This is a genomic window from Rhizobium sp. 25PS6, assembly GCF_032464655.1.
Taxonomy (GTDB): domain Bacteria; phylum Pseudomonadota; class Alphaproteobacteria; order Rhizobiales; family Rhizobiaceae; genus Rhizobium; species Rhizobium laguerreae.
Genome location: NZ_JAWDIV010000001.1, coordinates 34,874 through 57,322 on the forward strand (window position 1 = coordinate 34,874; position 22,449 = coordinate 57,322).

A 22,449-nucleotide genomic window follows, 5' to 3' on the forward strand; every position below is an offset into this window, starting at 1 on the left:
CAGGACGACCGCCTTGAACGGAATCGAACCGCCGGGCACGAGCAAATGCGGCGAACGATAAGCGCTTTTTGTAGCGGCTACATGCTTCAGCGCAGCGACTCGGCAGGTGTCAGCTAGGCGACGCAGATGACGGTCGACCGGCTATTCAAAGAGAATAACGCTTGCCGGAGTTGGCGGCATCGATTTGATCGTGACGCCGGCAAGACCGGCAAGTCTTGCCATCTCAGTCAACTCACTTTGCGTATAAGCCTGGCCAGCCGGCGTGCTAGCGAGCATCTCCCAGGAGAAGGCTGCGGGAAAAGGCGGCGACACGCCATCTTCGTTCGGCACGAAATCGACCGCGACGATCCGACCATGCTCTGCAAGGCTGGCGATGATCCTTCGTAACAGTTGGACACATGTCGGCAAATCGAAGTGGTGCAGAAAATTCGGAAGCAGGACAAGATCATAACCCGTGCCCCACTCAACATCGAAAGCACTGCCGGCTATCGTCCGGTACCGGTCAGCCACGCCGGCTTTTTCCGCATTCTGCCTCGACAGCGCTAATACGGCGGCCCAGTCGACGGCGACGATCTCCGCCGTTGGAAAGGCCTTCGCAATTTCGATCCCGAAAACGCCTGGACCTGCAGCGATGTCCAACACCTTTTTGGGAGGCCTCGGCCAGCCGGAGATTTCGCCAGCCAGCATTTTGGCGCTGAGCCCGGTAAAGGAGCCCATGCCGTGCGCAAACTTCAACCAGACGGGGTTGTCTGCCGACACGTTCGCAAGCCCGGCCGAACCGCCGTTTCGCACGACGGCGGCCGGATCGCGCAGAAAATTATCCAGTATTTCGGGTGCGGCCGTGAACTCAACGGCCGCGCCCATATAGGCCGGCGAATTGCGATCGAGGAACATTCTGGTCGAGGGCGTCATTCGGTACTGTCCGCTCTCCTTTGTCAGGAAACCATGTACCACAAGGTAGTCGCACAGGATGCGCACCCCACGCTCCGAGGCGCTTGTTGCCGACGCCAGCGATGCTGCAGTCTTGCCCTCGTTTATATGAGTAAAGAGATCGAGCTCGATCGCCGCCCTTATAGCCGCCGTCTTTCGACACGCAAACAGTGCATCGACTACGAGTTCGGGCGACACTACGCCAACACGGGCGTCCTCGACGATTGTTTCCATGGGATCTCCAGAGCCCTCGATCAATCTTGCCCAGCAGCGGCAGCCGCGGAAATTATGCGCATATCCGCATATTCTACAATACTTATCGCGCTAACCCTATCGGGTGCCCGCCTCAAATGGCCGAGCTGTCCTGCCGGCCCGCCGACACCATGGCACGCGTTGCAGACCGGCGAGGCTGAGGTTCAATGCGGCAGGACTCAAAGAGCTGTCGACTTGCTTGGTATTGTGTGTCCCGGAATCGCAGAGAGTGGAAAATGAAATCTAGATCGCTCATTTTTGCTCTATCCGCGCTGCTTGCGACGGCTGTGAATGCCGCGGAGGACGAAGCTCTGCCACCTTACTTCGCACCACTTATAGCGGGACAGGGAGGGGAGATCGAAGGATGCTACACGGCAATCCTGGCACGCGATGGATTGGACTCCCCTGGATCGTGTCCCGGGAGGTGGTGTAGGTCGCGTGCTACTTCGACCTAAAATGACGAATACCCATGCTGCGAATCGCAAACGGGCCTATCCAACCAATTTTATCGGCACGTTTGCTGATTTGAAGTAAGCTGAAATTTTGTGCGATTGCCTTCGACCGCTCATGCAATCAGCGAGTCGAGCTGCGGATCACGCATGTTAGACCACCAGCGCGCTTCCGGGCGCAGTCACCAGGTCGGCCTCGGCGCCGCGCGCCCGCTGTACGAAGGTCTTCATGTCGGTCCAGTCTTCGCCAACCAGCCCGTTTCGGTCTTCCCTGACTATATGGTGAGCGGATATCCGTGCCGGAAAGCTTGCTCCACTCTTTCCTGAATGGTCGCTGCCGGTGGGCGGCATTTACGCTATGTTTCCGCCAGCCCGTTTCCGGCCAACCAAGGTGAGGATGTTTCTTGACTCTGCTTCTCGCGGCGGAACGAAACCGCCGGGAAACGATCGGGTTACAAGGAGGGTCGAAGAGCGGTTCGGCCTAACCTGCCAGTATCGATGCAACTGTCTCCCCGACCATTGCTCCGATGATGGGCGGCAGGACGTGGAACTCAGGCGAGATAGGCCTTGTGCAGAATGTCGGGATTTTGCCGCAGTATCTCCGGCGCCCCGCTGAAAGAAAACCGGCCGCGCGACAGGACATGCGCGTCGTGTGCCTCTTTAAGCGCGAGAGCAGTAAACTGCTCGATCAGCAGGATACCGGTTCCCTGGGCCGCGAGACGGGACAGCACGGCCATCAGCCGTTTGACGACCAGCGGCGCGAGCCCAAGCGACATCTCGTCGGCAAGGATGAATTTCGGGCGGGCAACGAGGCCCTGGCCCAGAGCTAGCATCTGCTGCTGACCGCCGGACATGGAGCCGGCACGCTGCTTCTTGCGCTCTGCCAGTTCCGGGAAGATGGCATAGACCTCGTCCACCGCCTTTGCGGCGTCTGCTGCCGATTGCTGAAAGCCTGCGGCCTGCAGGTTGTCCTCGACATTGAGGCCTGAAAGCACGCGGTGGCCTTCCGGTACCGCTGCAATGCCCGCGGCCCGCACAACCTCCGGCGATTGCCCGGAAACGACCCGTCCATCGACCGCCACCGTACCCGAGGCGACCGGCTGCGCACCGGCAATCGCCAGCACCAGCGAACTCTTGCCGGCGCCATTGGGGCCGAGAAGGGCGGTGATGCGACCGCTTTGCAATGTGAAGCTCAGATCATCGATGACCCGCTTGCCGCCGCGCTCGACTGACAAATTGCTGACCGTAAACGTGCTCATGCAGCCACATCCTCCATGCCGATATAGACTGCGCGGACCTTCGGATCCGTCAGCACAGCCGCAGTCGCGCCAACGGCAATCAGCGACCCGAAATCGAGCACCATCGTGTCCTGGCAGACAGCCTGAATGAGATCGACGTCGTGGTCGATCAGCAGCGTCGTTGCGCCGTTGAACGCCCTGATGCCGTCGATGATCTGGCGAAGCCTGTCAACTTCGCCCTGTGAAAACCCGGCGCCGGGTTCATCGAGGAGGATCAGCCTCGGCTTGCCGACAACGCAGCGGGCAATCTCGACCATCCGGCGTTCGAAGGCGTTGAGGCCAGCGGCGTTCAGACCACGAACGGCGGAAAGGCCCACGAACTCCAGAGCGGCCATCAGCGCACGTTCGCGATCGTTTCCCGACATTGCAAGGGGGTCGAGTACGACGCGAACATTGTCCTCGACCGACAGTTCATCGACCACCTGCTCCTTCTGGAAGGAACGGCGCAGCCCCCAGCGTGCCCGCTGATGCGGTGCGAGAGGGAGAATATCTGCTCCATCCATAGTGATCTGGCCGGACTGGGGTGTGACGAAGCCGGACAGGACATTGAGGAAGGTGGTCTTGCCGGCTCCGTTCGGGCCGATGATGCCGAAGACCGGCTTATCGAGGATGACGGTCAGGCAGTTGAGCGCGGTGACACCGCCGAAGGTGACGGTGACGTCGTCGATCGAGATCATCGCTTCTCCTCCCGTGAGCGCAAAACTCTGACCGCATCGGTCAACTGACCGGCGAGGCCTTTCGGCGCGGTGATCAGGGCGTGGATCAGGGCAAGGCCGAAGATCACATAGGCGGTATCGCCATTGATACCGAGGTCGTTGAGGTAGGCCGGTACCAGCCGGTAGAGCAGGGCGGCAATCACCGCGCCATACCAATGCCATGCACCGCCAACGATGGTCAGCGCGAAGATCATCACCGATTCTGCTGGCGGAAAGGAACGGGCGTCGAGAAGCTGGAGATTGCCCGCCAGAAGAGCGCCGGCGATTCCGGCCAGAAAGCCGGACAGGGCAAAACCCCAGACCTTGTAGAGCGTCACGTCAACGCCGGCTGCCATGGCGGAGGCCTCGCTCTTGCGGATCAGCGCCCAGCCCCGGCCGGCGCGGCTGCGCTCGTGCCAGTCGATCAGCAGGAACCCAAACGCCACGACCACCATGCAATAGCGGAAATAGGCGCTGTCCGACGCCGCCAGGTATGGACGCGGCATGTAGGTGACGGCCTGGACGGCAAAACCGGTCAGGCCGCCGCCGCCGTTGGGGAACTGCAAGACGTTGATGAGGATGCCGAAACCGCCAGCGGCCATTAGGGTGATCAGCGCCAGATAGAGACCGCGCATGCGCAGCGCCGGATAAGCGAGGACCATGCCGATCACTCCGGCAAACAAGCCGCCGGACAGGAGGTTCAGTTCGAACGGCAGGCCGAGGCCATGGGCAAGGCGTAGCGCGATCCATCCGCCGCAGCCCATCAGCGCCACCTGCGCAAGGGATACCAGCCCCAGCCGGCGATACAACAATGCGATGCTGGCGGCGGTCAGCGTATAAATTGCAGTGCCGGTCAACACCTTCACCCAGAGCGCATTGGCGGCGAGGGGCACGATGACGGCCATCGCAGTGAAAAACATCTGTGGCGCGTATCTCTGCAATAGTGGTCTCAAGGCCGTAGGGGGTGTGGAGATTTTAGCGGCGAGCGGTTCGATGACGGTTTGCATGGCGTCAATCCTGTCCGGCGAATGTCAGCTTGCGGCCGCGCTGCATCCACATCATCGCAATAATCGCGACAATGAAGGGGGTGGCAACGCGGAAGGGCGCCAACGGTTTGTAGAGGGTCAGCAGGCTTTCGAACATGCCGATGACGAGCCCGGCGGCGAAGGTCGCGGGGATTGAGGCAAGTCGGCCGATGATGGTCGTGGCAATGATCGGGATCACAAGAAAGGTCAGCACCGCCGGATCGAGCCGGACGAGGGTGGCAAACAACAGACCGGTGAAGCCGGCAAGAACGCCGGATATGCCCCAGGCGAAAGTTTCGACGCGCCTGACCGGTGTTCCGAGGATGGCCGCAATTTCGCGGTTGTCGGCAAGCGAACGCATCATCAGGCCCATGCGCGTGCGGGCGAGGAACAATCCCATGCCGAGTGTCACGCCGATGCCAGCAGCCAGTGCGATCAACCGCGTCGCGGTCACGCGCAAACCGACGATCGACAGTGAGAGGCTGTCGGGTGTCAACGAAAGCTTGCGCGGCGTGACGGTCCAGATCAGGTTCATAACGCCGAGCAGTGCAAGCGCTAACCCGAGGGTCGCCACCGCCTTGACCACCGGTTCACGATGAGCAAGTCCCGGGGCGATCAGCCGGCCGAACGCCAGAGACAGGACCAGCGCGATGCCGATACAGGCGAGCCAGGCAATGGGTTCCGGCCAGTTCCACTGCAACAGTTGCCAGGCGGTCATGGCACCTGCGGCGCCCATGGCGCCGTAGGCAAAATTCAGCACGCCCGTGGCGCGGTTGAGAAGCACCAGCCCGACGCCGCCGAGGGCATAAAGCGCCCCAACGGCAAGGCCGGAAACCAGGAACAGGCCGAGAGCGTTCATCGCGTATCCAATCAGTTGGTGATGCCGAGTTCTTTTTCAGCGGCGCGGATCGGATCGAGATAGGCGCTGTCGACGTCCGCGCATTTGCTGATGACCTTGAAGCCGTTGCCTGAGATCTGCACCATCATGTTGGCATGGTTCGGCATATGCCGGTCCGCCTTGCCGACATAGTATGGTCCACACAACAGGTCGGAGTTCTCGTTCTTGATCTGCTGAATGGCTTCGGTCACCGAGGCCCGATCGATCTTGGCCGGATCGAGCTTCAACAGGGCATCGACGAAGAAACGTGCCGAGAGATAGCCGGACTGGCTGAAGGTGTCGCGGGGATCCTCTGGCTGGGCATGCTTCTGCATGACCTCCCGCCAGTTGGCGGCGTCAGGTTCTGTGCCGTCGATCGGGGTCAACTCGATGTTGACGTTCATCACGCCGTCCCAATAGGCACCAAGCATGCCGGGGACGTCGGCATCATAGAGCGGGGTCGAGGAGATCCACTTGAAATTGTCGCGAAGATTCTGTTCCTCGACCGCTTTGAGGTAGGCGGCCGCCATGCCGGCGGGCAGGTTCACGAGGACCGTGTCGGCACCGCTGGCGACCGTTTCCAGCACAGAAGCATTCATGTCGGCGGCGGCGGGGTCAAGCAGGATGCTTGTTCCTGCCAGCCCCTTTGCCTGCATGTATTTTTCCGTCCAGCCGCAGGAATAGGGGCCGACCGACGGAATGGTGAGGCCAATGCACACGACATTCGTCGCGCCGAGATTGCCGACGGCCCATTGCGCCGCACCGACGCTGGAGGGCAAAGGCCCTTCATTGGTGGAAACGATGTTCGAGGATTCGAAGCACTCCGCCACGGCACACGCCGAGGCCATCGCCATGACGCCTTCGTCGGCATAGAGTTTGGCGTTGACGCCCATTTCGACGAACGACCCGTTGCCGACAAGGGCTACGACCTGCTCGTCCTTGACCAGCTTAGTCGCGACCTGACTGGCGACTTCCGGATTCCACTGGTCGTCTTCAACCAGATACTCGATCGGTCGGCCATTGATGCCGCCGTTTTCATTGACGCAATTGAAATAGGCTCGCGCCGCGTCGGCGGACGACGAGAAGTCATCGGGGCCTGTCTGGCCGACCACGGCGCCCACCTTTATCGGTTCACCGGCCGCTTTCTGGCCGTTGCTGAGCCCGCAGGCGGGGGCCGCGAAGGCCGAGCCGCCGCTGAAGATGATCGCGGCGGTCGATGCAGCAAGAAACAGAGTTGTCTTGGTCATGTGTTCTCCTCCCAAAGAAACGTTGCATGAAAGTCAGAAAGGGCGCCGCTTTCGCTTATGCGGCGGCCTCCTTGCCGAGAATGAAGCGGGATGCGCGCTCGCCGATCATGATGCAGGGCGCATTGGTGTTGCCGGACACGAGCGTCGGCATGATGGAGGCATCGGCGACCCGAAGTCCCTCGACGCCGCGCACTTTCAGATCCTCTCCTACGACCGCCATGCGATCTTCGGCGGGGCCCATCTTGGCGGTGCCCGCCGGATGGAAAACGGTTTTGGAGATGCTCCGGATATAGTTGCGCAGGGAAGTCGGATCTCTCTCGATGCCAGGTTCCGGCAGAACCCGCCGCTTGACGATCCGCGCAAGGGACGGAGCCTCGGTGATCCGGATCGCCCATTCGACACCGCGCACAAGCGTTTCCAGATCAGCCGGATTGGAGAAAGAATTTGCGTGAAACAGGGCTCTGTCCTTCGGATCGGCCGAGCGCAACTTTACCGTGCCACGGGATTGGGGCCGCAGGAAGCAGGGGCCGATCGAAATACCGTGGCCGAGGACGGCGGCGCGTTCGCCAAATCCGACGAAGCTTGGCAGCACATGGAACTGGACATCGGGCTGTCCGGTGCCGGCCGTATCGATGAAACCACCGGATTCCACGACGCTCGAGGTCAGCAAGCCGGTTTTGGTCAGCAGGTATTGCAGCATGTGGCCAACGGCCCTGAGCCCTTTGTCCTGCCCGAACATGGAGATCGGATCCTTGACCTCGACCTGAACGGTGGCCTCGAGATGGTCCTGGTAGTTCTCGCCGACGCCGGGCAGATCGGAAACGACGCCGATGCCATGGCTCTGCAGATGGGCGGCGTCGCCGATACCGGACAGCTGCAGGATTTTAGGCGTAGCGAGTGCGCCGGACGTCAGAACGACCTCGCTGCGGGCTTTGTACGTTGTGCCTGTCTCCGTCAGGACGCCGACGGCCTTCTTGCCCTCGAAAAGCACCTTGTGAACGCGCGTACTGGTCAGGATCGTCAGATTGGGACGCTTTTCGGCGTCGCGCAGGAAGGATTGCGCGGAACTCCAGCGCCGGCCGTTATGGGTCGTCGTCTGATAGAAGCCGACGCCCTCCTGGACCTTGCCGTTGAAATCCTGGTTATAGGGGATGCCTGCTTCCTGCGCAGCGCGGATGAACGCCCAAGACAGGGCGTGGCCGAAGCGACGGTCGGAAACCTTAAGTTCGCCCTCTGCGCCATGGAATTCGCCGGAGAGACGCTGATTGCCCTCGACAGCCCGGAATGCCGGCAGCACCTTGTCGTAGGACCAGTTGCGGCAGCCCATCTGGGCCCAGGTGTCATAATCTTCCCGCTGGCCACGAATGTAGATCATCGCATTGATCGAACTGCCGCCGCCGATGACATGGCCCTGCGGCACGACGTTCGGCTTGCCGTTCAGGCCCTTGTCCGGTTCCGAGACATAGAATTGGACGTCCTTGCCCCTTTCGATGACTTTGAAAAATGTCGCCGGAATATGGATGAACTTGTCGGCATCCCGCGTGCCGCTCTCGATGAGCAGCACTTTGTTGCCGGGGTTCTCGGAGAGACGCGCGGCAACGACGCAACCAGACGAGCCGCCGCCCACGATAATGTAGTCAAATTCGTTCATGATAGGCTCCATCGCGGCAGCGCAGGAAAAACAGCGCGTGCCGGGTGTTTCACGTCAGCAGAAGACGGTCTGGATAGTGGTGAATTCCTTCAATCCGTCGGCACCGAATTCGACGCCGATACCGGATTGCTTTACCCCGCCGAACGGAGCATTCGGCTGGATTGCACCATGCTTGTTGATCCAGACCGAACCGCATTCGAGACGGCTTGCGACCTCTTTCGCCCTGGCGAGATCCGCCCCCCATACCGAGCCGCCGAGACCGGCCGGATTGTCGTTGGCCTTTCTGATCGCCTCTTCGACATCGCTGTAGCGGATGATCGGAAGGGCCGGGCCGAACTGCTCAAGATCGACGAGCTTGGCACCATGATCGATGTCGGCAACCAACGTCACCGGATAGAAATAGCCGGGGCCGCCGTTGGGATTGCCACCGGTCAGAATGCGCCCACCTCTGGCTCTCGCCTCCTCGACAAAGGAGGCGACGATCTCGTACTGCATGCTGTTCTGCACCGGACCCAGCACCGAACTTTCCTCCATGCCGTCGCCGACCGGGATGTTGGCGGCGTAGGCGGCGAGATGCTCGCAGACAGCGTCGTAGATGCTGTCATGAACGTAGAGGCGCTTCAGGCAGGCACAGGTCTGGCCGTTGTTGATGAAGGCACCCCAGAATAGCCCCTCGGCGATTGCTTTCGGGTCGGCATCGGGCAGGACGATCCCGGCGTCGTTTCCACCGAGTTCCAGGGTCAAACGCTTCAGCGTATCGACGGCGCTGGCCATGACTTTCTTGCCGGTAGCAGTGGAGCCGGTGAAGGTAACCTTGGCGATGCCGGGATGGGCGGTCAGTGCGGCGGCGATCTCGTTTTCGCCCGTAACGACGTTGACAACACCGGGCGGCAGAACCTCGTTCATCAACTCCACGAGTCGGATCGTCGATAGCGGCGTCAGCGGTGATGGTTTGATGATGACGGTGTTGCCGGTGCGGATCGCCGGTATGATGTGCCAGCAGGCGATCATCACCGGCCAGTTCCATGGCGTGATCGAGGCGACGACGCCGATCGGCTTGCGATGCAGTTCGACGCGGCCCTCCGGCGCATCCTGAAGCACCTCGATGGGAAGTTCGATTTCCGCGGTATGGCGGGTCCAGGCGAGCGCGCCGCCGATTTCAAAACGCGAACCGAGACCGTTGAGCGGCTTGCCCTGCTCGAGGGTCAGCAATTGCGCGATTTCCTCGGCATGGGCTTCGATCTTGGCAGCAACGGCCCGGCACGCATCGGCAAGCTCGGTGCTGGATTTCAGCTTCCACGTCGCGAATGCCAGGCCGGCTGCTTCCACTGCGGCACTAAGGTCGGCCTGGGTCGCCATCGGCATGGCACCGACGATGTCGCCGGTGGATGGGTTGCGAATGTCTACGTGATGTGCGGTTTCCACCGCGGTACCGCCGATGAGCAGCGTATAGCGCTTCATGTCGAACTCCTCCCAAAGCAATGTTTCGAGAGGCATTCAATTCCATGTGCGCCTCGCTGTCTTGGGCTCCGGCGCGGTCTGAATAGGACAAAAACGCGACTCTAGTGCTGCAGGATGTCTTTCGGCGAGCAGTCGAAGGCTTTGCGGAAGCAGCGGTTGAAATAGGAGATGTCGTTGAAGCCGGCGGAATAGGCAACTTCGGCGATAGTTGGCGCGGACGGTCCGTTCTTCATCTGGAGCAGCTGTTCGTGAACCAGGTGCAGGCGCCGCAGGCGGATAAGAGATGTCGCCGTGGTTCCGAGTGCCGAGAAGTCATCCTGCAGCGTGCGCAACGAGATGCCAACCTTGTCGGCCAGCCACTGAGGCGTCAGGTGTTCGTCGGTGAGGTGCCGGTCGATCAGAATCTGGACGATTTCCAATCGCCCGCCTGGACTATCAACCGGAAAAGACTGATCCGGGTCCTCATCCATTGCAAAGGCCTGACGCGTGGCGCTGAACAGCAACTCTCTCAAATTCTGTGCCCGCTTGTCCTGTGCATCGGTGCGGATCAGCTTGGCGACCAGCGCCCGCAACATCGCCGACATGGGGTCTTCGGCTTCGAGCCGCCGCGAGATCTCCACCTGTGCGGCCTTGCCGGCGACGATCAACTGGCGCGGCAGGTGGACGGACAGATGGTTGGAAAAATGACCGCCGAAATGAAAGATGGAGGGTGCCGAGCTGTCCACCAGAATGCAGTCGCCCGGCGCGATGATTGATTGGCGACCCCGCTGCTCGATGCCGCAGGTTCCCTCCAGTTGCAACAACAGGAACAGGTTCTCGCCGTAGTCACGCTTGATGTCGATGAAGTCGCGATGGATGATGTCGAGATCGTTGGCCACCTGTGCCAGTTCCAGACCGCCAGCGTCCATGATCGTAGCGCTGCCGGTGACGACCTTGCATTCGACGCGGCGCGAATTGAAGCTCCCGCAGATTGATTTCAGCTGATCAGTCCAGTCGTCCACGGGAGTTACTGGCCATTGCTTGGGGATCAGGGCTCCGAATTCCACCATTTGCTGCATGTTAGCCTCCTCCCAAAGACTAAATGAAAAATCGCCGGCTCCGCCGAGATAGTTTCTATGTTAAGGAAATACTCTTCGTGACCTTTGTCAACTTTATTGCGGTTCGATCCCGTAGGATCTGCGAATACCCGCGATTGCACAAGCGCCGAAACACCGGATAGAAAGAACCAGCATGAAGAATGAACCGATCGACGATAGAGAAAGTGGCATGGGTTCTGCCGGCCCCGCTTCCCGCGAGCGGCGCTCGCTTGCGATTGGGCTCCTGCGCGCCCGTGAAGCGGTGATGAGCCACTTTCGGCCAATCCTTGCGGCCCATAACGTGACCGAGCAGCAGTGGCGGGTGATCCGCGCGCTGGCTGAGGCAGGAACGCTGGATGCCACCGAAGTCGCGGAAAAGGCTTTCATTCTGGCCCCAAGCCTCACCCGCATGATCCGCTCGCTCGAGGAGCGTGATTTCATCACCAAGCACAAGGACAAGGCGGATGGGCGGCGGGTGCTTCTAAAGCTTGCGCCGCCCGGCAGAGCCATCATTGACGAGGTGATGCCGGACAGCCGTCGGGTCTATGCGGACATCGATGCCCGCTTCGGTGCAAGCCGCGTCGAAGAATTGCTCAACATGCTTGACGACCTTGCCGCCCTGAAACTTGACGGCAAGCCAAGCGGCGAAGACGTTTAGGTCAGTAGGTGTTTGCAGTCGCCACCGCCTTGGCCGTCGTGGCAACCCGAAAATCGGAAAGCAGCTTTGTCGTGGCATTGGCGAGCAGCGTCACATCGTTGCCGATAGCAACGAAGGTCGCGCCCAGTTCAAGATAACGCTTGGCAAGATTAAGGTCGCCAGTGAGAATGCCCGCAGCCTTGCCATGGCTCTGGATTCGCAAAAGCGCGCGTTCGACCTCGGCCTGGACCTCCGATGCGCCTGGCTTACCGAGATAGCCCATATCGGCAGCGAGATCGGCGGGCCCGATGAACACGCCGTCCACGCCTTCGGTGGAAGTGATAGCGTCCAGCGCCGCGAGACCCGCCCGGCTTTCGATCTGCAATAGCAGGCAGATCTCGTCATTGGCGGTTTGCAGATAGTCGGGAATACGGTTGAACGCAGAGGCCCGCGCCAGGGCAGCGCCAACGCCGCGCACGCCGTGCGGCGGATAGCGCACGGCTTTCACCATGGCGTCTGCAAGTTCCTTGCTGTCGACCATCGGCACAAGCAGGGTTTGCGCGCCGATATCGAGCAACTGCTTGATGATATGGGTCTCACCGATCGGCGGGCGGATGATCGCATGACTGCCGCTTCCCTTCATCGCCTGCAACTGGGACACCAGAAGCGGGATGTCATTGGGCGCGTGCTCGGCGTCGAGCAGAAGCCAGTCATAGCCGGCTCCAGCGGAGATTTCGACCGTGTAGGGATTGGCCAGCGCCTGCCAGAGACCGATCTGGGGCGCGCCTTCCCGCAGCGCTTGTTTGAAAGTGTTCTTGGGGGCAGGCATGATGGCGATCCTTATTCGAAGAACAGGCTGACGGTGCCGTAGGGTCCGAAGTCGCCGACAATGGTGTCGCCATGCCGGGCTTCGATCGGCCGGATGAAGGAGCCGGCGAGCACGATCTGTCCCGCTTCGATGCCGTCGCCGTATTGCGCCAGCCGGTTGGCAAGCCAGGCGATGCCGCGCGCTGGTTGGTTGAGCACGCCAGCACCAAGTCCAGTTTCCTCGACCTCGGCGTTGCGGCTGACGATCGCACCCATCCAGCGCATGTCGATCTGGTCCGGGCGCACCGCGCGCCCGCCGGTAACAATGCCCGCATTGGCGGCATTGTCGGAAATCGTGTCATGGACCGTGCGGGCCTTTTTCGTTTCCGGGTCGATGCGCAGGATGCGGGTATCGAGAATTTCGAGCGCCGGTGTCACATAGTCGGTGGCGTTCAGCACGTCGAAGACGGTGACGCCCGGCCCCTTCAGCGGCGCCTTCATCACAAAGGCGATTTCGGCCTCGATGCGGGGCTGGATGAAACGGTCTTCGGAAACGGTCGCGCCATCCTCGAAAACCATGTCATCGAAGAGCACACCGGAATCCGGGATATTGATATTCAGCGCATATTGCATGGCCTTGGAGGTCAGTCCAATCTTCCAGCCGATCACCTTGCGGCCCGCGGCGATCTTCCTTTGCACCCAGGCGCCCTGGATCGCATAGGCATCGTCCATAACGATCTGCGGGTATTGCAGGGACAGGAGCCCGGTCTGCACGCGGGTGCGCTCGGCCTCGTCGAGACGGGTTGCGGCTTCCTCGATCTGGTCTTTGGTCAGCATGCTCAAACCTCGTCGGCGATCGTGTTGCGTAAGATGCCGATGCCGTCGGCTTCGACTTCCACGACATCACCGGGCTTCAGCCAGATTGGGGGATCGAAACGCGCGCCGGCGCCGGTCGGAGTACCCGTGACGATTACATCGCCCGGCACCAGCGTGGTGAAGGTCGAGATGTAGTTAATGATCTTGCGGAAGGAGAAGATCATGCGGCTTGTACGATCCGACTGGCGAACCTCGCCATTGACGCGGGTTTTTAGCTCGATGTCAGCCAGTTGGTTTTCGTCGACATAGGGCACGAGCCAAGGGCCGATCGAGCCGGTGCGGTCAAAATTCTTGCCCTGAGTCACGTTGAACTTGGCGTGACGGACCCAGTCGCGGATCGTGCCTTCATTGCAGAGAGAAAGTGCTGCAACGTGATCGAGCGCCTGGGCTTCGGGAATGCGCCGGCCGCCCTTGCCGATAACGATGACGATCTCACCTTCGTAATCGAGCTGCGGGCTTTCCGGTGGACGGATCAACGGTTGGTCATGGCCGGTGAAGGACCGCGGAAAGCGAATGAACAAGGACGGATTGGCGGGCGCCGACTGGCCGTCCTTGTATTCCTCGTTGCGGTCCGGGAAGTTCACGCCGACGCAGATCAGCTTTTCCGGCTGGGGAATCGGGATTTCGTAAGTGACCTCGGACAGCGGGAAATCGGCAGGAAGGCTCTTTGCGTCTTCGGCCAGCAAGGTGAGTGCGCCTGCTTCGATAACTTCCCGCAAGGTCGGCCATTTCGATCCATGACGAGCGGAGAGATCGACAACTCCTGTCTCGATCAGAAGGCCATAACCGGTGCTGCCATTGCGGGAAAAGCTGACGAACTTGGGATGAGACATGGTTTCTCCTTGCCTCCTCAGGCGATGCCGCCGAGGCAAACATATTTGATTTCGATGAAGTCCTCGATACCGTATTTCGACCCCTCGCGTCCGAGGCCGGAAAGCTTCACGCCGCCAAAAGGCGCCTCGGCGGTCGAGATCAGACCGGTATTGACGCCGACCATGCCGTATTCGAGTGCCTCGGCGACGCGGAAGACGCGGGCGAGGTCCTTTGCATAGAAATAGGATGCCAGGCCGAATTCGGTGTCATTGGCCTGCGCGATGACATCATTCTCGTCCTTGAACCGGAAGAGAGGCGCAAGCGGTCCAAAAGTCTCTTCATGCGCCACCACCATGTCTGGCGTGACATCGGCGAGCACCGTCGCTTCGAAGAAGGTGCCGCCCAGTTCGTGTCGCCTGCCGCCCTGGATCAGGCGCGCGCCTTTGGCCAGCGCGTCGGAGACATGCTCCTCGACCTTAGCCACGGCAGCTTCATCGATCAGCGGCCCGAGGATAACGCCTTCATCCAGGCCGTTGCCGGTTTTCAGCTTGCCGACGGCCGTTGCCAGCTTCTCGGCAAAGGCGTCATAGACACCCTCCTGGACATAGAGCCGGTTGGCGCAGACGCAGGTCTGGCCGTTGTTGCGAAACTTGGCGATCAGGGCGCCTTCGACGGCAGCATCGAGGTCGGCATCGTCAAAGACGATGAAGGGCGCGTTGCCGCCGAGCTCCAGGCCCAGCTTCTTGATGGTCGGCGCGCACTGGCGATAGAGTTCGGCCCCGATCTCAGTCGAACCGGTAAATGTCAGCTTGCGGACGATCGAGCTCTCTGTCAGTGCGCCGCCGATCTCGCGGGCTGAACCGGTGAGCACGCTGAACAGACCGAGAGGCAGGCCGGCGCGTTCGGCAAGGACGGCCAGAGCAATGGCAGAAAAAGGGGTCTGAGACGCCGGTTTCAGAACCACGGCACAGCCTGCGGCCAGTGCCGGGCCAGTCTTGCGGGTAACCATGGCATTGGGGAAATTCCAGGGTGTGATAGCGGCCACCACGCCGATGGGCTGCTTGAGCACTAGGATTCGCTTGTCAATCTGGTGTCCGGGAATGATGTCGCCGTAGACGCGACGCGCTTCCTCCGCGAACCACTCGATGAAGCTTGCGCCATAGGCAATTTCACCCTTGGCCTCGGCCAGCGGTTTGCCCTGCTCAAGCGTCAGGATGCAACCGAGGTCATCCTGGTTCGCCATCATCAGCTCGAACCATTTGCGCAGGATGGCCGAGCGCTCCTTGGCGGTGCGTGCAGCCCATTCTTTTTGCGCGCGTTCGGCCACGACGATAGCGTCACGGGTCTCCGTCGCGCCGAGCTTCGGCACGCGGCCGATGATTTGGCCTGTTGCCGGATTCGTAACCTCAATGGCATTGTCCGGATCGGCCTCGATCCATTGGGTCCCGACCAGTACGGCCTGTCGAAAGAGCGTCGGATCCTTGAGCTGCATGGTCGCTTCTCGCTTGCTGTGCCAGACCCGAAGGTCCGCCAGGTGGGGAGGTCTGGGAAGTTTAAGGAGCGATGATCGGCTGGGCTTTGAGGTCGGAATCGCGTACCGGCGTATCGGCAAAAACGCTGCCATGCTCGAACCAGGATTTTGGCGCGGGCGCTCCCCAGAGCGTCTGGCGCTGCGGATCCTTAAGGTCCCACTTGATCGGCTCGAGGTCCGGATCGACCGTCTGGTAGTCCGAGCAGTAAATCTCGATACGATGACCATCCGGATCGAGAATGTAGAGAAAAAAGGCGTTCGAAATACCGTGGCGGCCAGGGCCACGCTCGATATTGGCAACCCAACCGGTCGTCGCCATCAGGTCGAGCAGGTCGATAATGTTGAGGGGCGTCGGAACCCAGAAGGCGGTGTGATGCATGCGCGGGCCGGTGCCGTTGGTAAAGGCGATGTCATGCACGCCGCCCTTTCGGTGGGTCCAGGCAGCCCAAAGGCGGCCTGTTTCCTCGTCCGCCGTGTATTCCGTCACCCGGAAGCCGATCTCGTTGTAGAAGGCGACCGACTCGTCCACATTGGGCGAGAAGCAGTTGAAGTGATCAATGCGCAGCGGCTTCACGCCCCTGTAGAGCGCGTATTTCTGATGGATCGGCGGCAGGCGGTCCATCCTGGAATAGAATTCGAGGGGAATTCCGTGCGGGTCGCGGGTGCGGAAGGTGCGCGACTGGTAGGGACGCTCGACCCATTCCACCGGCAAGCCCTTGCCTTTGAAGAAATGCGCTGCCTTGTCGAGTTCTGCCTCGTCATAGACCTTGAAGCCCAGGTCGCGCGCTTCCGACTTATCGGATTTCTTCAACACGATGCAGTGATGCCCGCGCTCTTCCATCGCCCGCAGATAAATCGTGTCGGCGGTCTCGTCCGTCACCTGCAGGCCGAGCGTATCGACATAGAAGGCGCGCGACTTTTCGAGATCCTTGACGCCGAATTCGACATGGCTGAGGCGCACGATGTTGAAGGGCGGGTAGAGATTGGGTGCAGGCAGTGCCATTGGGTCCTCCTCCGGCCTGTCTCACTCCATGAAACAGGCACTCGTGTTCGTTGGTTTTCTGAAAATCAGCCACCCAGCTTCTGGATGGCGTGGGGCTTCGTGGCGAAGGCGACGTTCTTCGTTTCCATGTAGAAATCAAAGGACCAGTCGCCGCCGTCGCGGCCGATGCCGGAATTCTTGACGCCGCCGAAGGGCGTGGGCAGATGTCGCACATTTTCCGAATTCACCCAGATCATGCCCGCCTCAAGATGGTCAGTGAAGCGGAAGGCGCGGGTGAGATCCGACGTCCATAGGTAGCCCGTCAGGCCGTATTGGACGTCGTTGGCAAACGCGAGGGCCTCGGCTTCATCCCTGAACGGTATCGCCGTGAGCACCGGTCCAAAAATCTCTTCCTGCGCGATGCGCATCTGGTTGTGGGCACCGGTGAAAAGCGTCGGCGAGACATAGCAGCCACCGCCCGGTCCATCGAATTTCGCCCCGCCAGCTGCAACGGTTGCGCCTTCGGCCTTGCCGACGCCGATATATTCGAGAACCTTCGTCTCATGCACCGGATGGATCAGTGGGCCGATCACCGTTTCCGGATCGAGCGGATGGCCGACCTTGATGCGCGTGGCTTTCTCGGCGACCATCGTGGTGAACGTGTCATAGACGCTCTCTTCGACCAGCAGTCGCGAGGACGAGGTGCAGCGTTCGCCGTTCAGCGAGTAGATCATGAATACGGCCGCATCGGCAGCGCGTTCGAGATCGGCGTCGGCAAAGACGATGACGGGATTTTTTCCGCCGAGTTCGAAATGGACCCGTTTCAAGGTGTCGGCGCCCTGTTTCATGATCATGGAGCCGGTGCGGCTTTCGCCGACGAAGCCGATGGCCTTGATCAGCGGATGTTCGGTCAAAGCCTTGCCAGCATCTTCACCCAATCCGTTGACGAGGTTCCATACACCCTTGGGCAGCCCGGCATCTTCTGCGATTTCGACCAGCAGGCGAGCAGTCAGCGGCGAAAATTCGGCCGGCTTATGGACGATCGTGCAACCGCTCGCGAGCGCCGGCGCGATCTTCCAGGTGGACAGCATGAACGGTGTATTCCACGGTGTTATGACGCCTACCGGACCGATCGGGTTGCGCGTTGTGATGTTCACCTGGCCATCGGCGCGCAAGGATTTGCCGTCACGAGCTTCCGGCGCACGGTCGGCAAAGAAACGGAAATTCTCAGCGCCGCGCAAGGCAGCCTTGGCCATGAACTTCAACGATTGTCCGGTGTCCATGCACTCGACAAAGGCAATTTCCTCAGCCCGCGCCACGATGGCATCGGCGATTTTGTGCAGCAGCTTCTTGCGGGCTGTGCCATCCATGGCGGCCCAGGCCGGGAACGCAGCCTTGGCAGCCTTCGCCGCGCGGTCTATATCTTCCGCCTTGCCACGAGCGATGTTGGCAAGCGGCTTCAGATCGACCGGCGAAATCGTTTCAAACGTCGAACCGTCGGCTGCAGCGACGTCCTCGCCTCCAATGCGATTCAAGACGCCGTTGTCCCTGAACCGGGCGAGATAGGCTTGCGCCTTGGTGATGTTTTCCTCAAGTATGGACATGGAATGATCCTTGGCTCAACCGCTCGCGATACCAGCGGCAGTCTGGGGTTATTTGCCGCGCAGGCGCGGATGGATGGCGTTATTCTTCCAGCTCAACTCCGCGTCGATCTCCCGGATTTCCAGCGACAGCGCGAAGTGGGGGGTGTCAAAGAGCTGGGCCAGGGCGGCGCTTGCCGCGGCAAACAAAGCGTCGCCCGTACGCTTCTTCTCTTCTGCGCTGCGGCCCGCGCCGACACGGAAATTGAGGTCGATGAAGCTGTTTTCGGCAAGTCGGTCGGCGACGGCGTAGTGATCAGCTTTCAGCGCCCGCACACGGACGGCTCCGATTTCAAACAGGCCCGTTTCCAGAACCGTTTCAAGCAAGGTGCCGCAAAGGGCTCCCATATCGGCGCGACCTTCCAGGTTGGCCGAATATTCGACGGTCAAATGTGGCATGTGTCCTCCCAAATGCCGATATATTTAACATGTTAATTATTTAGTCGCATGTCAAGGGAGATTTTGAAATCCCTTTGAAGGTTCCCGGCATGAGCGGCTGCCTGGAATCAACCGCCGAAGCTGCCGGTCTGTGTCGGCACATGCACATAGTTACGGTCGAAATACAGAAGCGCGTGCCCGTCCTTGCGCGAGCGGATTTCGACGACCTCTCCGATCAGAATGTTGTGCGTCCCGACCGGCCGCGCCTCGATCAGGCGGCAGTCGAAGGAGACGATCGAGTTGGCGAGAGCCTGGTTCCCGGACAACAGGTTAATCCAGTCGGCGGCTGCATAGCGCGCATCCATGTCGCTTTGCTGTCCGGCAAAATAGCTGGCCAGATCCTTGTGTTCCGGCGTCAGGACGTTGACGCAGAACCGACGGTTTTCAACAAAGATACCCGTCTGGGCTGATCGGCTGTTCATGCAGACAAGCAAGGTTGGGGGCTCGTCCGTGACCGAGCACATGGCTGTCGCCGTGAACCCGCCGCGGCCGGCGGATCCGTTGGTGGTGATGACATTGACGGGAGCGCATACCCTCGCCATCGCATTGCGAAATTCGGTCTTCGAGACAGAAGCGGCCATCATACCACCCTCACTCGGCCGCATCGCGCAGTGGACGGATATCGTTGAGCGGCGGCAGCCAGGTGTCGCCGGTCCAGCCGTTTTCGTCATAATCTGACATACACTGATCGACCAGCGCCTCCATCTCCTTCAAGCGGCCGCCACGTTCGGCGCCTTTGAGGACCTGCAAGCGAACCTCTTCCGGCGCCCCCGCGTAGTTCAGCTCGTAAAGAGCATGGCGCCCACCGAATTCCGTTCCCGTCGCATCCCAGAGCAGTTTCATGATCTTGATGCGCTCGATATGAGACATATCGTTGGAACCTCGGACATACTGCGCGAGATAACGATTGATCTCCGGGTTCTGGAAATCCTTGGCCGAGGACGGCAGGTAGATGAGGCCGGACGCCACAGTACGCCGGACGATGTCGATGACCTTGGGATAGGCTTCGGACATGAAGGTCCGGTAGCAGAGCGCGGCCTCCAGGTTCGGCAGCACGGCGCCGTTCGCCCAAGGAATGGGATTGTGCGCCATGGCATTGGAAAAAGCCCAGAACTGGTGGCGGATGGCGATCACTTCGCCCAGCATGGCCTGGTTGCCGCGGAAGGCATCGCCGCCTGTCGCCCGGAGCGCCTTGGCGAGGAGACCTGCGAGAAAGTCCATTTTCACGGCAAGACGCGTGCAGCCCTGGAAGCAGTAGCCGTGCATGAAGCCCGAGGCCGGATGGAAGGACAGGATCTTCGCCGCATCCCGGATCACCAGAACGTCCTCCCACGGCACGAACACATTGTCGAGCACCAGGATGGCGTCGTTCTCGTCGAAGCGCGAGGAGAGCGGATAATCGAAGGGTTGGCCTTCCGCATTGGCCGTCTGTTCGTAGGAGACGCGGCAGAACATCTTGATGCCGGGCGCATTCATCGGAACGATGAACATGACGGACAGCGAAGGGTCCTCGGTTATGGTTGCCGAGCTCTGGGCGAGGAAGTTGTAGTGCGTCAGGGCCGAAGAGGTCGCGACGACCTTGGCCCCAGACACATAGATGCCGGCGTCGGTTTCCTTGGTGATGTGGACAAACACGTCCTTCACCGCGTCGGCCGGCTTATGCCGGTCGATCGGCGGATTGACGATCGCGTGGTTCATGAACAGTGCTGCTTCCTGGGCGCGCTTGTGCCAGGCAAGGGCATTGTCCTTGAACGGGCCATACCAGTCGGCATTGGCGCCGAGCGTGTTCATCAATGCGGCCTTGTAGTCGGCCGTGCGGCCCATCCAGCCATAGGACATGCGTGCCCAGTCGGCGATCGCACCCTGCTGTGCCACAAGGTCTTCCGACGATTTGGCAACGCGGAAGAACTTGTGGGTGTATCCGCCGGATCCGGTATCGGTCGGCGACGTCAGGCGCGCTTTGGTCTTCTCGTCGTGAAGCGCGTCGTACATCCGGGCAATCGACCGGGCGGAGTTGCGCATCGACGGGTGCGTGGTGACGTCGGCGATACGTTCGCCATTGATATAGACCTCGCGGCCGTCGCGCAGGCTCGCCAGATATTCGGCGCCGGTGAACGGGCGGGTCTTGTCTGCCCGGTGATCTTCAGGTCGCATCCCGTGTTCCTCCCTTGAGATTGTGACAGGAAGGTAAGACCGCGCGTGATTTCGAGCCATGGACAAAGCAGGCAATTCGCTGGTACTTTTTCCGGTACGATGGCAAAAAACGATATTCCCTCATTCTTCGTCTATGGCGAGCCGAGCCGTTCACTCGATGTTGGGTTCCTCCATGTTGAGACCGTTATGGCGCGCAGAAGCGTGCATTTCGGCCATGTTGCGCCGCATAAGCATTCCTCCATGGGGCAAATCACCTATTGGTTTCGAGGCGGCGGCGTCTATCGCATCGACGACCAGACTTGGAATTTTTCGGCTCCAACGATCAGCTTCGTGCCGAGCAACGTGGTTCATGCTTTCGATGTCGGCGAGCAATCCGATGCGATCGTTGTGTCGGTATCTGACGATTTACTGGGTGCGATAGATCCACAGGTGGCACTCGATCTTGACACACCAATACTGCTCATTGGCGAGGCGCACGATCCGGGCTGGTCACGGCTCGGGGCGACGCTTGAAATGATTGCCGACGAATATCGGGGCAGCGGCGGTAAGGAGGACAAGGTTGTCGTCGGTCTTGTCTCGGTTGCCCTGTCGATGTTGGCCCGTCTTGCTGGGGCGAGAGATGTCCAGATGACATCACCAGCGGGCGCTCTCGGCATTGCGCTTCGGCGAGCCATCGACAATCATTACAAAGAGGACTGGCCGGTCAGCCGCTATGTCGATTATCTGGCGACCACACCCCATCTGCTTGACAAGGCCGCGCGCGAGGTGTTCGGCCAATCGGTCAAGGATCTGCTGCTCGATCGACGCCTACTGGAGGCCAAGCGATTGCTGAAGTTTACAATCCGCTCTGTCGAGGATGTCGGCCGGGAAATTGGGTTCGAGGATCCGGCTTATTTTTCCCGATTTTTCCGCAACCGTGCAGGAGAGGCACCTGCGGCTTGGCGCCGGCGGCAGGTCGGCGGGGAGCCATAACACCGCAGCGTGGCGCTGCATTTCCTTTGTGCCGCCGGGACGGACGGAACGGCAGGCCGCCACTCTGGAGAAAGCGATCGCAGCATGCCGTGCCATGTTGAGCAAAGCACGATTATAAACAATCCTCCCGCGTCGCCTTCACCGATGACAGCAGTCTTCATGATGCGCTGCACGTCCGCCGTGCTTTTCTCGTCGTCCAATTGAAACTGATTGACCAGATCCCGCAGGCGGCCCGCCTCGGAGGACAATGAGGCAACGGCAGCTGTCGACTGCTCGACCATCGCTGCATTTTGCTGGATCGCCTGGTCCATTTGATTGACGGCCGTGTTGATCTCGCCAAGTCCAGTCGACTGCTCGCGCGCCGATGTGGCAATCGCATCCATCAGTTGGTTGATCTGGACAACGTACTCACCGATCGACTTGAGCGATGTTCCGGTTTCAAGAACCAGTTTCACGCCATTTTCCACATCAGCTGATGAGTCGGCTGATGCAAGATCTCGCACCGGATTCAATAATTTAGTATTAATTAAACAATGTTCCCGCTTCACTCTCGAAGATCTTCGGAGTTGACCGATGCTTCCGCGATCAATTAAACGCGTTACGACCCAGAGCTCATGAAAATTCAGGGAGATAGCAGC

The 22,449-nt window shown here is 60.3% G+C and carries 20 protein-coding genes and 2 pseudogenes; 2 read left to right on the forward strand and 20 right to left on the reverse strand.

Features of this window, described 5'->3' with window-relative positions:
- Positions 1–141 precede the first annotated feature (141 nt).
- The 10 genes and pseudogenes from RWK44_RS00165 to RWK44_RS00210 all read right to left on the reverse strand — a co-directional run bounded on the left by RWK44_RS00165 (position 142) and on the right by RWK44_RS00210 (position 10,943).
- Complete coding sequence (locus RWK44_RS00165; RefSeq protein ID WP_222060917.1) at positions 142–1,164, reverse strand: methyltransferase; 1,023 nt, start codon at positions 1,162–1,164, stop codon at positions 142–144.
- A 631-nt stretch (positions 1,165–1,795) separates the two neighbouring features.
- Positions 1,796–1,886, reverse strand: a pseudogene (locus RWK44_RS00170) (HAD family phosphatase); the annotation flags it as partial.
- 296 nt (positions 1,887–2,182) lie between these two features.
- On the reverse strand, positions 2,183–2,890 hold the full coding sequence (locus RWK44_RS00175; RefSeq protein ID WP_168271984.1) for an ABC transporter ATP-binding protein: 708 nt from the start codon (positions 2,888–2,890) through the stop codon (positions 2,183–2,185).
- Positions 2,887–3,606, reverse strand: a complete 720-nt coding sequence (locus RWK44_RS00180; protein WP_316028161.1) for an ABC transporter ATP-binding protein — start codon at positions 3,604–3,606, stop codon at positions 2,887–2,889. Before RWK44_RS00180 ends, RWK44_RS00175 begins: the two co-directional genes overlap by 4 nt.
- Positions 3,603–4,544, reverse strand: a complete 942-nt coding sequence (locus tag RWK44_RS00185; protein WP_164566215.1) for a branched-chain amino acid ABC transporter permease — start codon at positions 4,542–4,544, stop codon at positions 3,603–3,605. Before RWK44_RS00185 ends, RWK44_RS00180 begins: the two co-directional genes overlap by 4 nt.
- 91 nt (positions 4,545–4,635) lie before the next feature.
- Positions 4,636–5,508: a branched-chain amino acid ABC transporter permease gene (locus RWK44_RS00190; RefSeq protein ID WP_222416046.1), complete on the reverse strand. Its 873-nt coding sequence runs from the start codon at positions 5,506–5,508 to the stop codon at positions 4,636–4,638.
- Between the two features lie 11 nt (positions 5,509–5,519).
- Positions 5,520–6,773, reverse strand: a complete 1,254-nt coding sequence (locus tag RWK44_RS00195) for an ABC transporter substrate-binding protein (RefSeq protein ID WP_168271981.1) — start codon at positions 6,771–6,773, stop codon at positions 5,520–5,522.
- A gap of 55 nt (positions 6,774–6,828) precedes the next feature.
- A complete protein-coding gene (locus tag RWK44_RS00200; RefSeq protein ID WP_316028162.1) occupies positions 6,829–8,424 on the reverse strand; it encodes a GMC family oxidoreductase in 1,596 nt (531 codons plus the stop codon).
- 54 nt (positions 8,425–8,478) lie between these two features.
- Positions 8,479–9,885, reverse strand: a complete 1,407-nt coding sequence (locus RWK44_RS00205) for an aldehyde dehydrogenase family protein (RefSeq protein ID WP_164566211.1) — start codon at positions 9,883–9,885, stop codon at positions 8,479–8,481.
- A gap of 101 nt (positions 9,886–9,986) precedes the next feature.
- A complete protein-coding gene (locus tag RWK44_RS00210; RefSeq protein ID WP_246621818.1) occupies positions 9,987–10,943 on the reverse strand; it encodes a helix-turn-helix domain-containing protein in 957 nt (318 codons plus the stop codon).
- 208 nt (positions 10,944–11,151) lie between these two features.
- Here RWK44_RS00210 and hpaR point away from each other — a divergent pair, with 208 nt between their 5' ends.
- On the forward strand, positions 11,152–11,619 hold the full coding sequence (gene hpaR, locus RWK44_RS00215; RefSeq protein WP_246621832.1) for a homoprotocatechuate degradation operon regulator HpaR: 468 nt from the start codon (positions 11,152–11,154) through the stop codon (positions 11,617–11,619).
- Between the two features lies 1 nt (position 11,620).
- On the opposite strand, the gene hpaI is transcribed toward hpaR, so the two are convergent.
- The 9 genes from hpaI to RWK44_RS00260 form a co-directional block, all read right to left on the reverse strand.
- Positions 11,621–12,427, reverse strand: a complete 807-nt coding sequence (hpaI, locus tag RWK44_RS00220) for a 4-hydroxy-2-oxoheptanedioate aldolase (protein ID WP_168281357.1) — start codon at positions 12,425–12,427, stop codon at positions 11,621–11,623.
- An 11-nt stretch (positions 12,428–12,438) separates the two neighbouring features.
- The gene (gene hpaH / locus RWK44_RS00225; protein WP_222060913.1) at positions 12,439–13,242 is read right to left on the reverse strand and encodes a 2-oxo-hept-4-ene-1,7-dioate hydratase; all 804 of its coding nucleotides are present in this window, start codon (positions 13,240–13,242) and stop codon (positions 12,439–12,441) included.
- A 2-nt stretch (positions 13,243–13,244) separates the two neighbouring features.
- Positions 13,245–14,114 (reverse strand): fumarylacetoacetate hydrolase family protein, encoded by an 870-nt coding sequence (locus tag RWK44_RS00230; protein WP_168281353.1) that lies wholly within the window; start codon positions 14,112–14,114, stop codon positions 13,245–13,247.
- Positions 14,115–14,131: 17 nt separating this feature from the next.
- A complete protein-coding gene (gabD, locus tag RWK44_RS00235) occupies positions 14,132–15,586 on the reverse strand; it encodes an NADP-dependent succinate-semialdehyde dehydrogenase (RefSeq protein WP_222010819.1) in 1,455 nt (484 codons plus the stop codon).
- Positions 15,587–15,647: 61 nt separating this feature from the next.
- Complete coding sequence (gene hpaD, locus RWK44_RS00240; protein WP_168271973.1) at positions 15,648–16,628, reverse strand: 3,4-dihydroxyphenylacetate 2,3-dioxygenase; 981 nt, start codon at positions 16,626–16,628, stop codon at positions 15,648–15,650.
- Between the two features lie 65 nt (positions 16,629–16,693).
- Positions 16,694–18,211, reverse strand: a complete 1,518-nt coding sequence (hpaE, locus tag RWK44_RS00245) for a 5-carboxymethyl-2-hydroxymuconate semialdehyde dehydrogenase (protein WP_168281349.1) — start codon at positions 18,209–18,211, stop codon at positions 16,694–16,696.
- 48 nt (positions 18,212–18,259) lie between these two features.
- Positions 18,260–18,646 (reverse strand): 5-carboxymethyl-2-hydroxymuconate Delta-isomerase, encoded by a 387-nt coding sequence (locus RWK44_RS00250; protein WP_168271971.1) that lies wholly within the window; start codon positions 18,644–18,646, stop codon positions 18,260–18,262.
- Between the two features lie 107 nt (positions 18,647–18,753).
- Positions 18,754–19,266, reverse strand: coding sequence for a flavin reductase (locus RWK44_RS00255; protein ID WP_168271970.1), 513 nt, complete (start codon positions 19,264–19,266; stop codon positions 18,754–18,756).
- Between the two features lie 10 nt (positions 19,267–19,276).
- Positions 19,277–20,839, reverse strand: a complete 1,563-nt coding sequence (locus tag RWK44_RS00260) for a 4-hydroxyphenylacetate 3-hydroxylase N-terminal domain-containing protein (RefSeq protein ID WP_168281347.1) — start codon at positions 20,837–20,839, stop codon at positions 19,277–19,279.
- 99 nt (positions 20,840–20,938) lie between these two features.
- On the opposite strand from RWK44_RS00260, the gene RWK44_RS00265 reads away from it, so the two are divergent.
- Positions 20,939–21,811: a helix-turn-helix domain-containing protein gene (locus RWK44_RS00265; protein WP_168272008.1), complete on the forward strand. Its 873-nt coding sequence runs from the start codon at positions 20,939–20,941 to the stop codon at positions 21,809–21,811.
- 164 nt (positions 21,812–21,975) lie between these two features.
- Here RWK44_RS00265 and RWK44_RS00270 read toward each other — a convergent pair.
- A pseudogene (locus tag RWK44_RS00270) lies at positions 21,976–22,290 on the reverse strand (methyl-accepting chemotaxis protein); the annotation flags it as partial.
- Between the last annotated feature and the right edge of the window lie 159 nt (positions 22,291–22,449).

Excerpts from the sequence above, each read along its gene's own strand:
- RWK44_RS00165 (WP_222060917.1), bottom strand. The coding sequence starts at position 1,164 with ATGGAAACAATCGTCGAGGACGCCCGTGTTGGCGTAGTGTCGCCCGAA.
- RWK44_RS00175 (WP_168271984.1), bottom strand. The coding sequence starts at position 2,890 with ATGAGCACGTTTACGGTCAGCAATTTGTCAGTCGAGCGCGGCGGCAAG.
- RWK44_RS00180 (WP_316028161.1), bottom strand. The coding sequence starts at position 3,606 with ATGATCTCGATCGACGACGTCACCGTCACCTTCGGCGGTGTCACCGCG.
- RWK44_RS00185 (WP_164566215.1), bottom strand. The coding sequence starts at position 4,544 with ATGTTTTTCACTGCGATGGCCGTCATCGTGCCCCTCGCCGCCAATGCG.
- RWK44_RS00190 (WP_222416046.1), bottom strand. The coding sequence starts at position 5,508 with ATGAACGCTCTCGGCCTGTTCCTGGTTTCCGGCCTTGCCGTTGGGGCG.
- RWK44_RS00195 (WP_168271981.1), bottom strand. The coding sequence starts at position 6,773 with ATGACCAAGACAACTCTGTTTCTTGCTGCATCGACCGCCGCGATCATC.
- RWK44_RS00200 (WP_316028162.1), bottom strand. The coding sequence starts at position 8,424 with ATGAACGAATTTGACTACATTATCGTGGGCGGCGGCTCGTCTGGTTGC.
- RWK44_RS00205 (WP_164566211.1), bottom strand. The coding sequence starts at position 9,885 with ATGAAGCGCTATACGCTGCTCATCGGCGGTACCGCGGTGGAAACCGCA.
- RWK44_RS00210 (WP_246621818.1), bottom strand. The coding sequence starts at position 10,943 with ATGCAGCAAATGGTGGAATTCGGAGCCCTGATCCCCAAGCAATGGCCA.
- hpaR (WP_246621832.1), top strand. The coding sequence starts at position 11,152 with ATGGGTTCTGCCGGCCCCGCTTCCCGCGAGCGGCGCTCGCTTGCGATT.
- hpaI (WP_168281357.1), bottom strand. The coding sequence starts at position 12,427 with ATGCCTGCCCCCAAGAACACTTTCAAACAAGCGCTGCGGGAAGGCGCG.
- hpaH (WP_222060913.1), bottom strand. The coding sequence starts at position 13,242 with ATGCTGACCAAAGACCAGATCGAGGAAGCCGCAACCCGTCTCGACGAG.
- RWK44_RS00230 (WP_168281353.1), bottom strand. The coding sequence starts at position 14,114 with ATGTCTCATCCCAAGTTCGTCAGCTTTTCCCGCAATGGCAGCACCGGT.
- gabD (WP_222010819.1), bottom strand. The coding sequence starts at position 15,586 with ATGCAGCTCAAGGATCCGACGCTCTTTCGACAGGCCGTACTGGTCGGG.
- hpaD (WP_168271973.1), bottom strand. The coding sequence starts at position 16,628 with ATGGCACTGCCTGCACCCAATCTCTACCCGCCCTTCAACATCGTGCGC.
- hpaE (WP_168281349.1), bottom strand. The coding sequence starts at position 18,211 with ATGTCCATACTTGAGGAAAACATCACCAAGGCGCAAGCCTATCTCGCC.
- RWK44_RS00250 (WP_168271971.1), bottom strand. The coding sequence starts at position 18,646 with ATGCCACATTTGACCGTCGAATATTCGGCCAACCTGGAAGGTCGCGCC.
- RWK44_RS00255 (WP_168271970.1), bottom strand. The coding sequence starts at position 19,266 with ATGGCCGCTTCTGTCTCGAAGACCGAATTTCGCAATGCGATGGCGAGG.
- RWK44_RS00260 (WP_168281347.1), bottom strand. The coding sequence starts at position 20,839 with ATGCGACCTGAAGATCACCGGGCAGACAAGACCCGCCCGTTCACCGGC.
- RWK44_RS00265 (WP_168272008.1), top strand. The coding sequence starts at position 20,939 with ATGGCAAAAAACGATATTCCCTCATTCTTCGTCTATGGCGAGCCGAGC.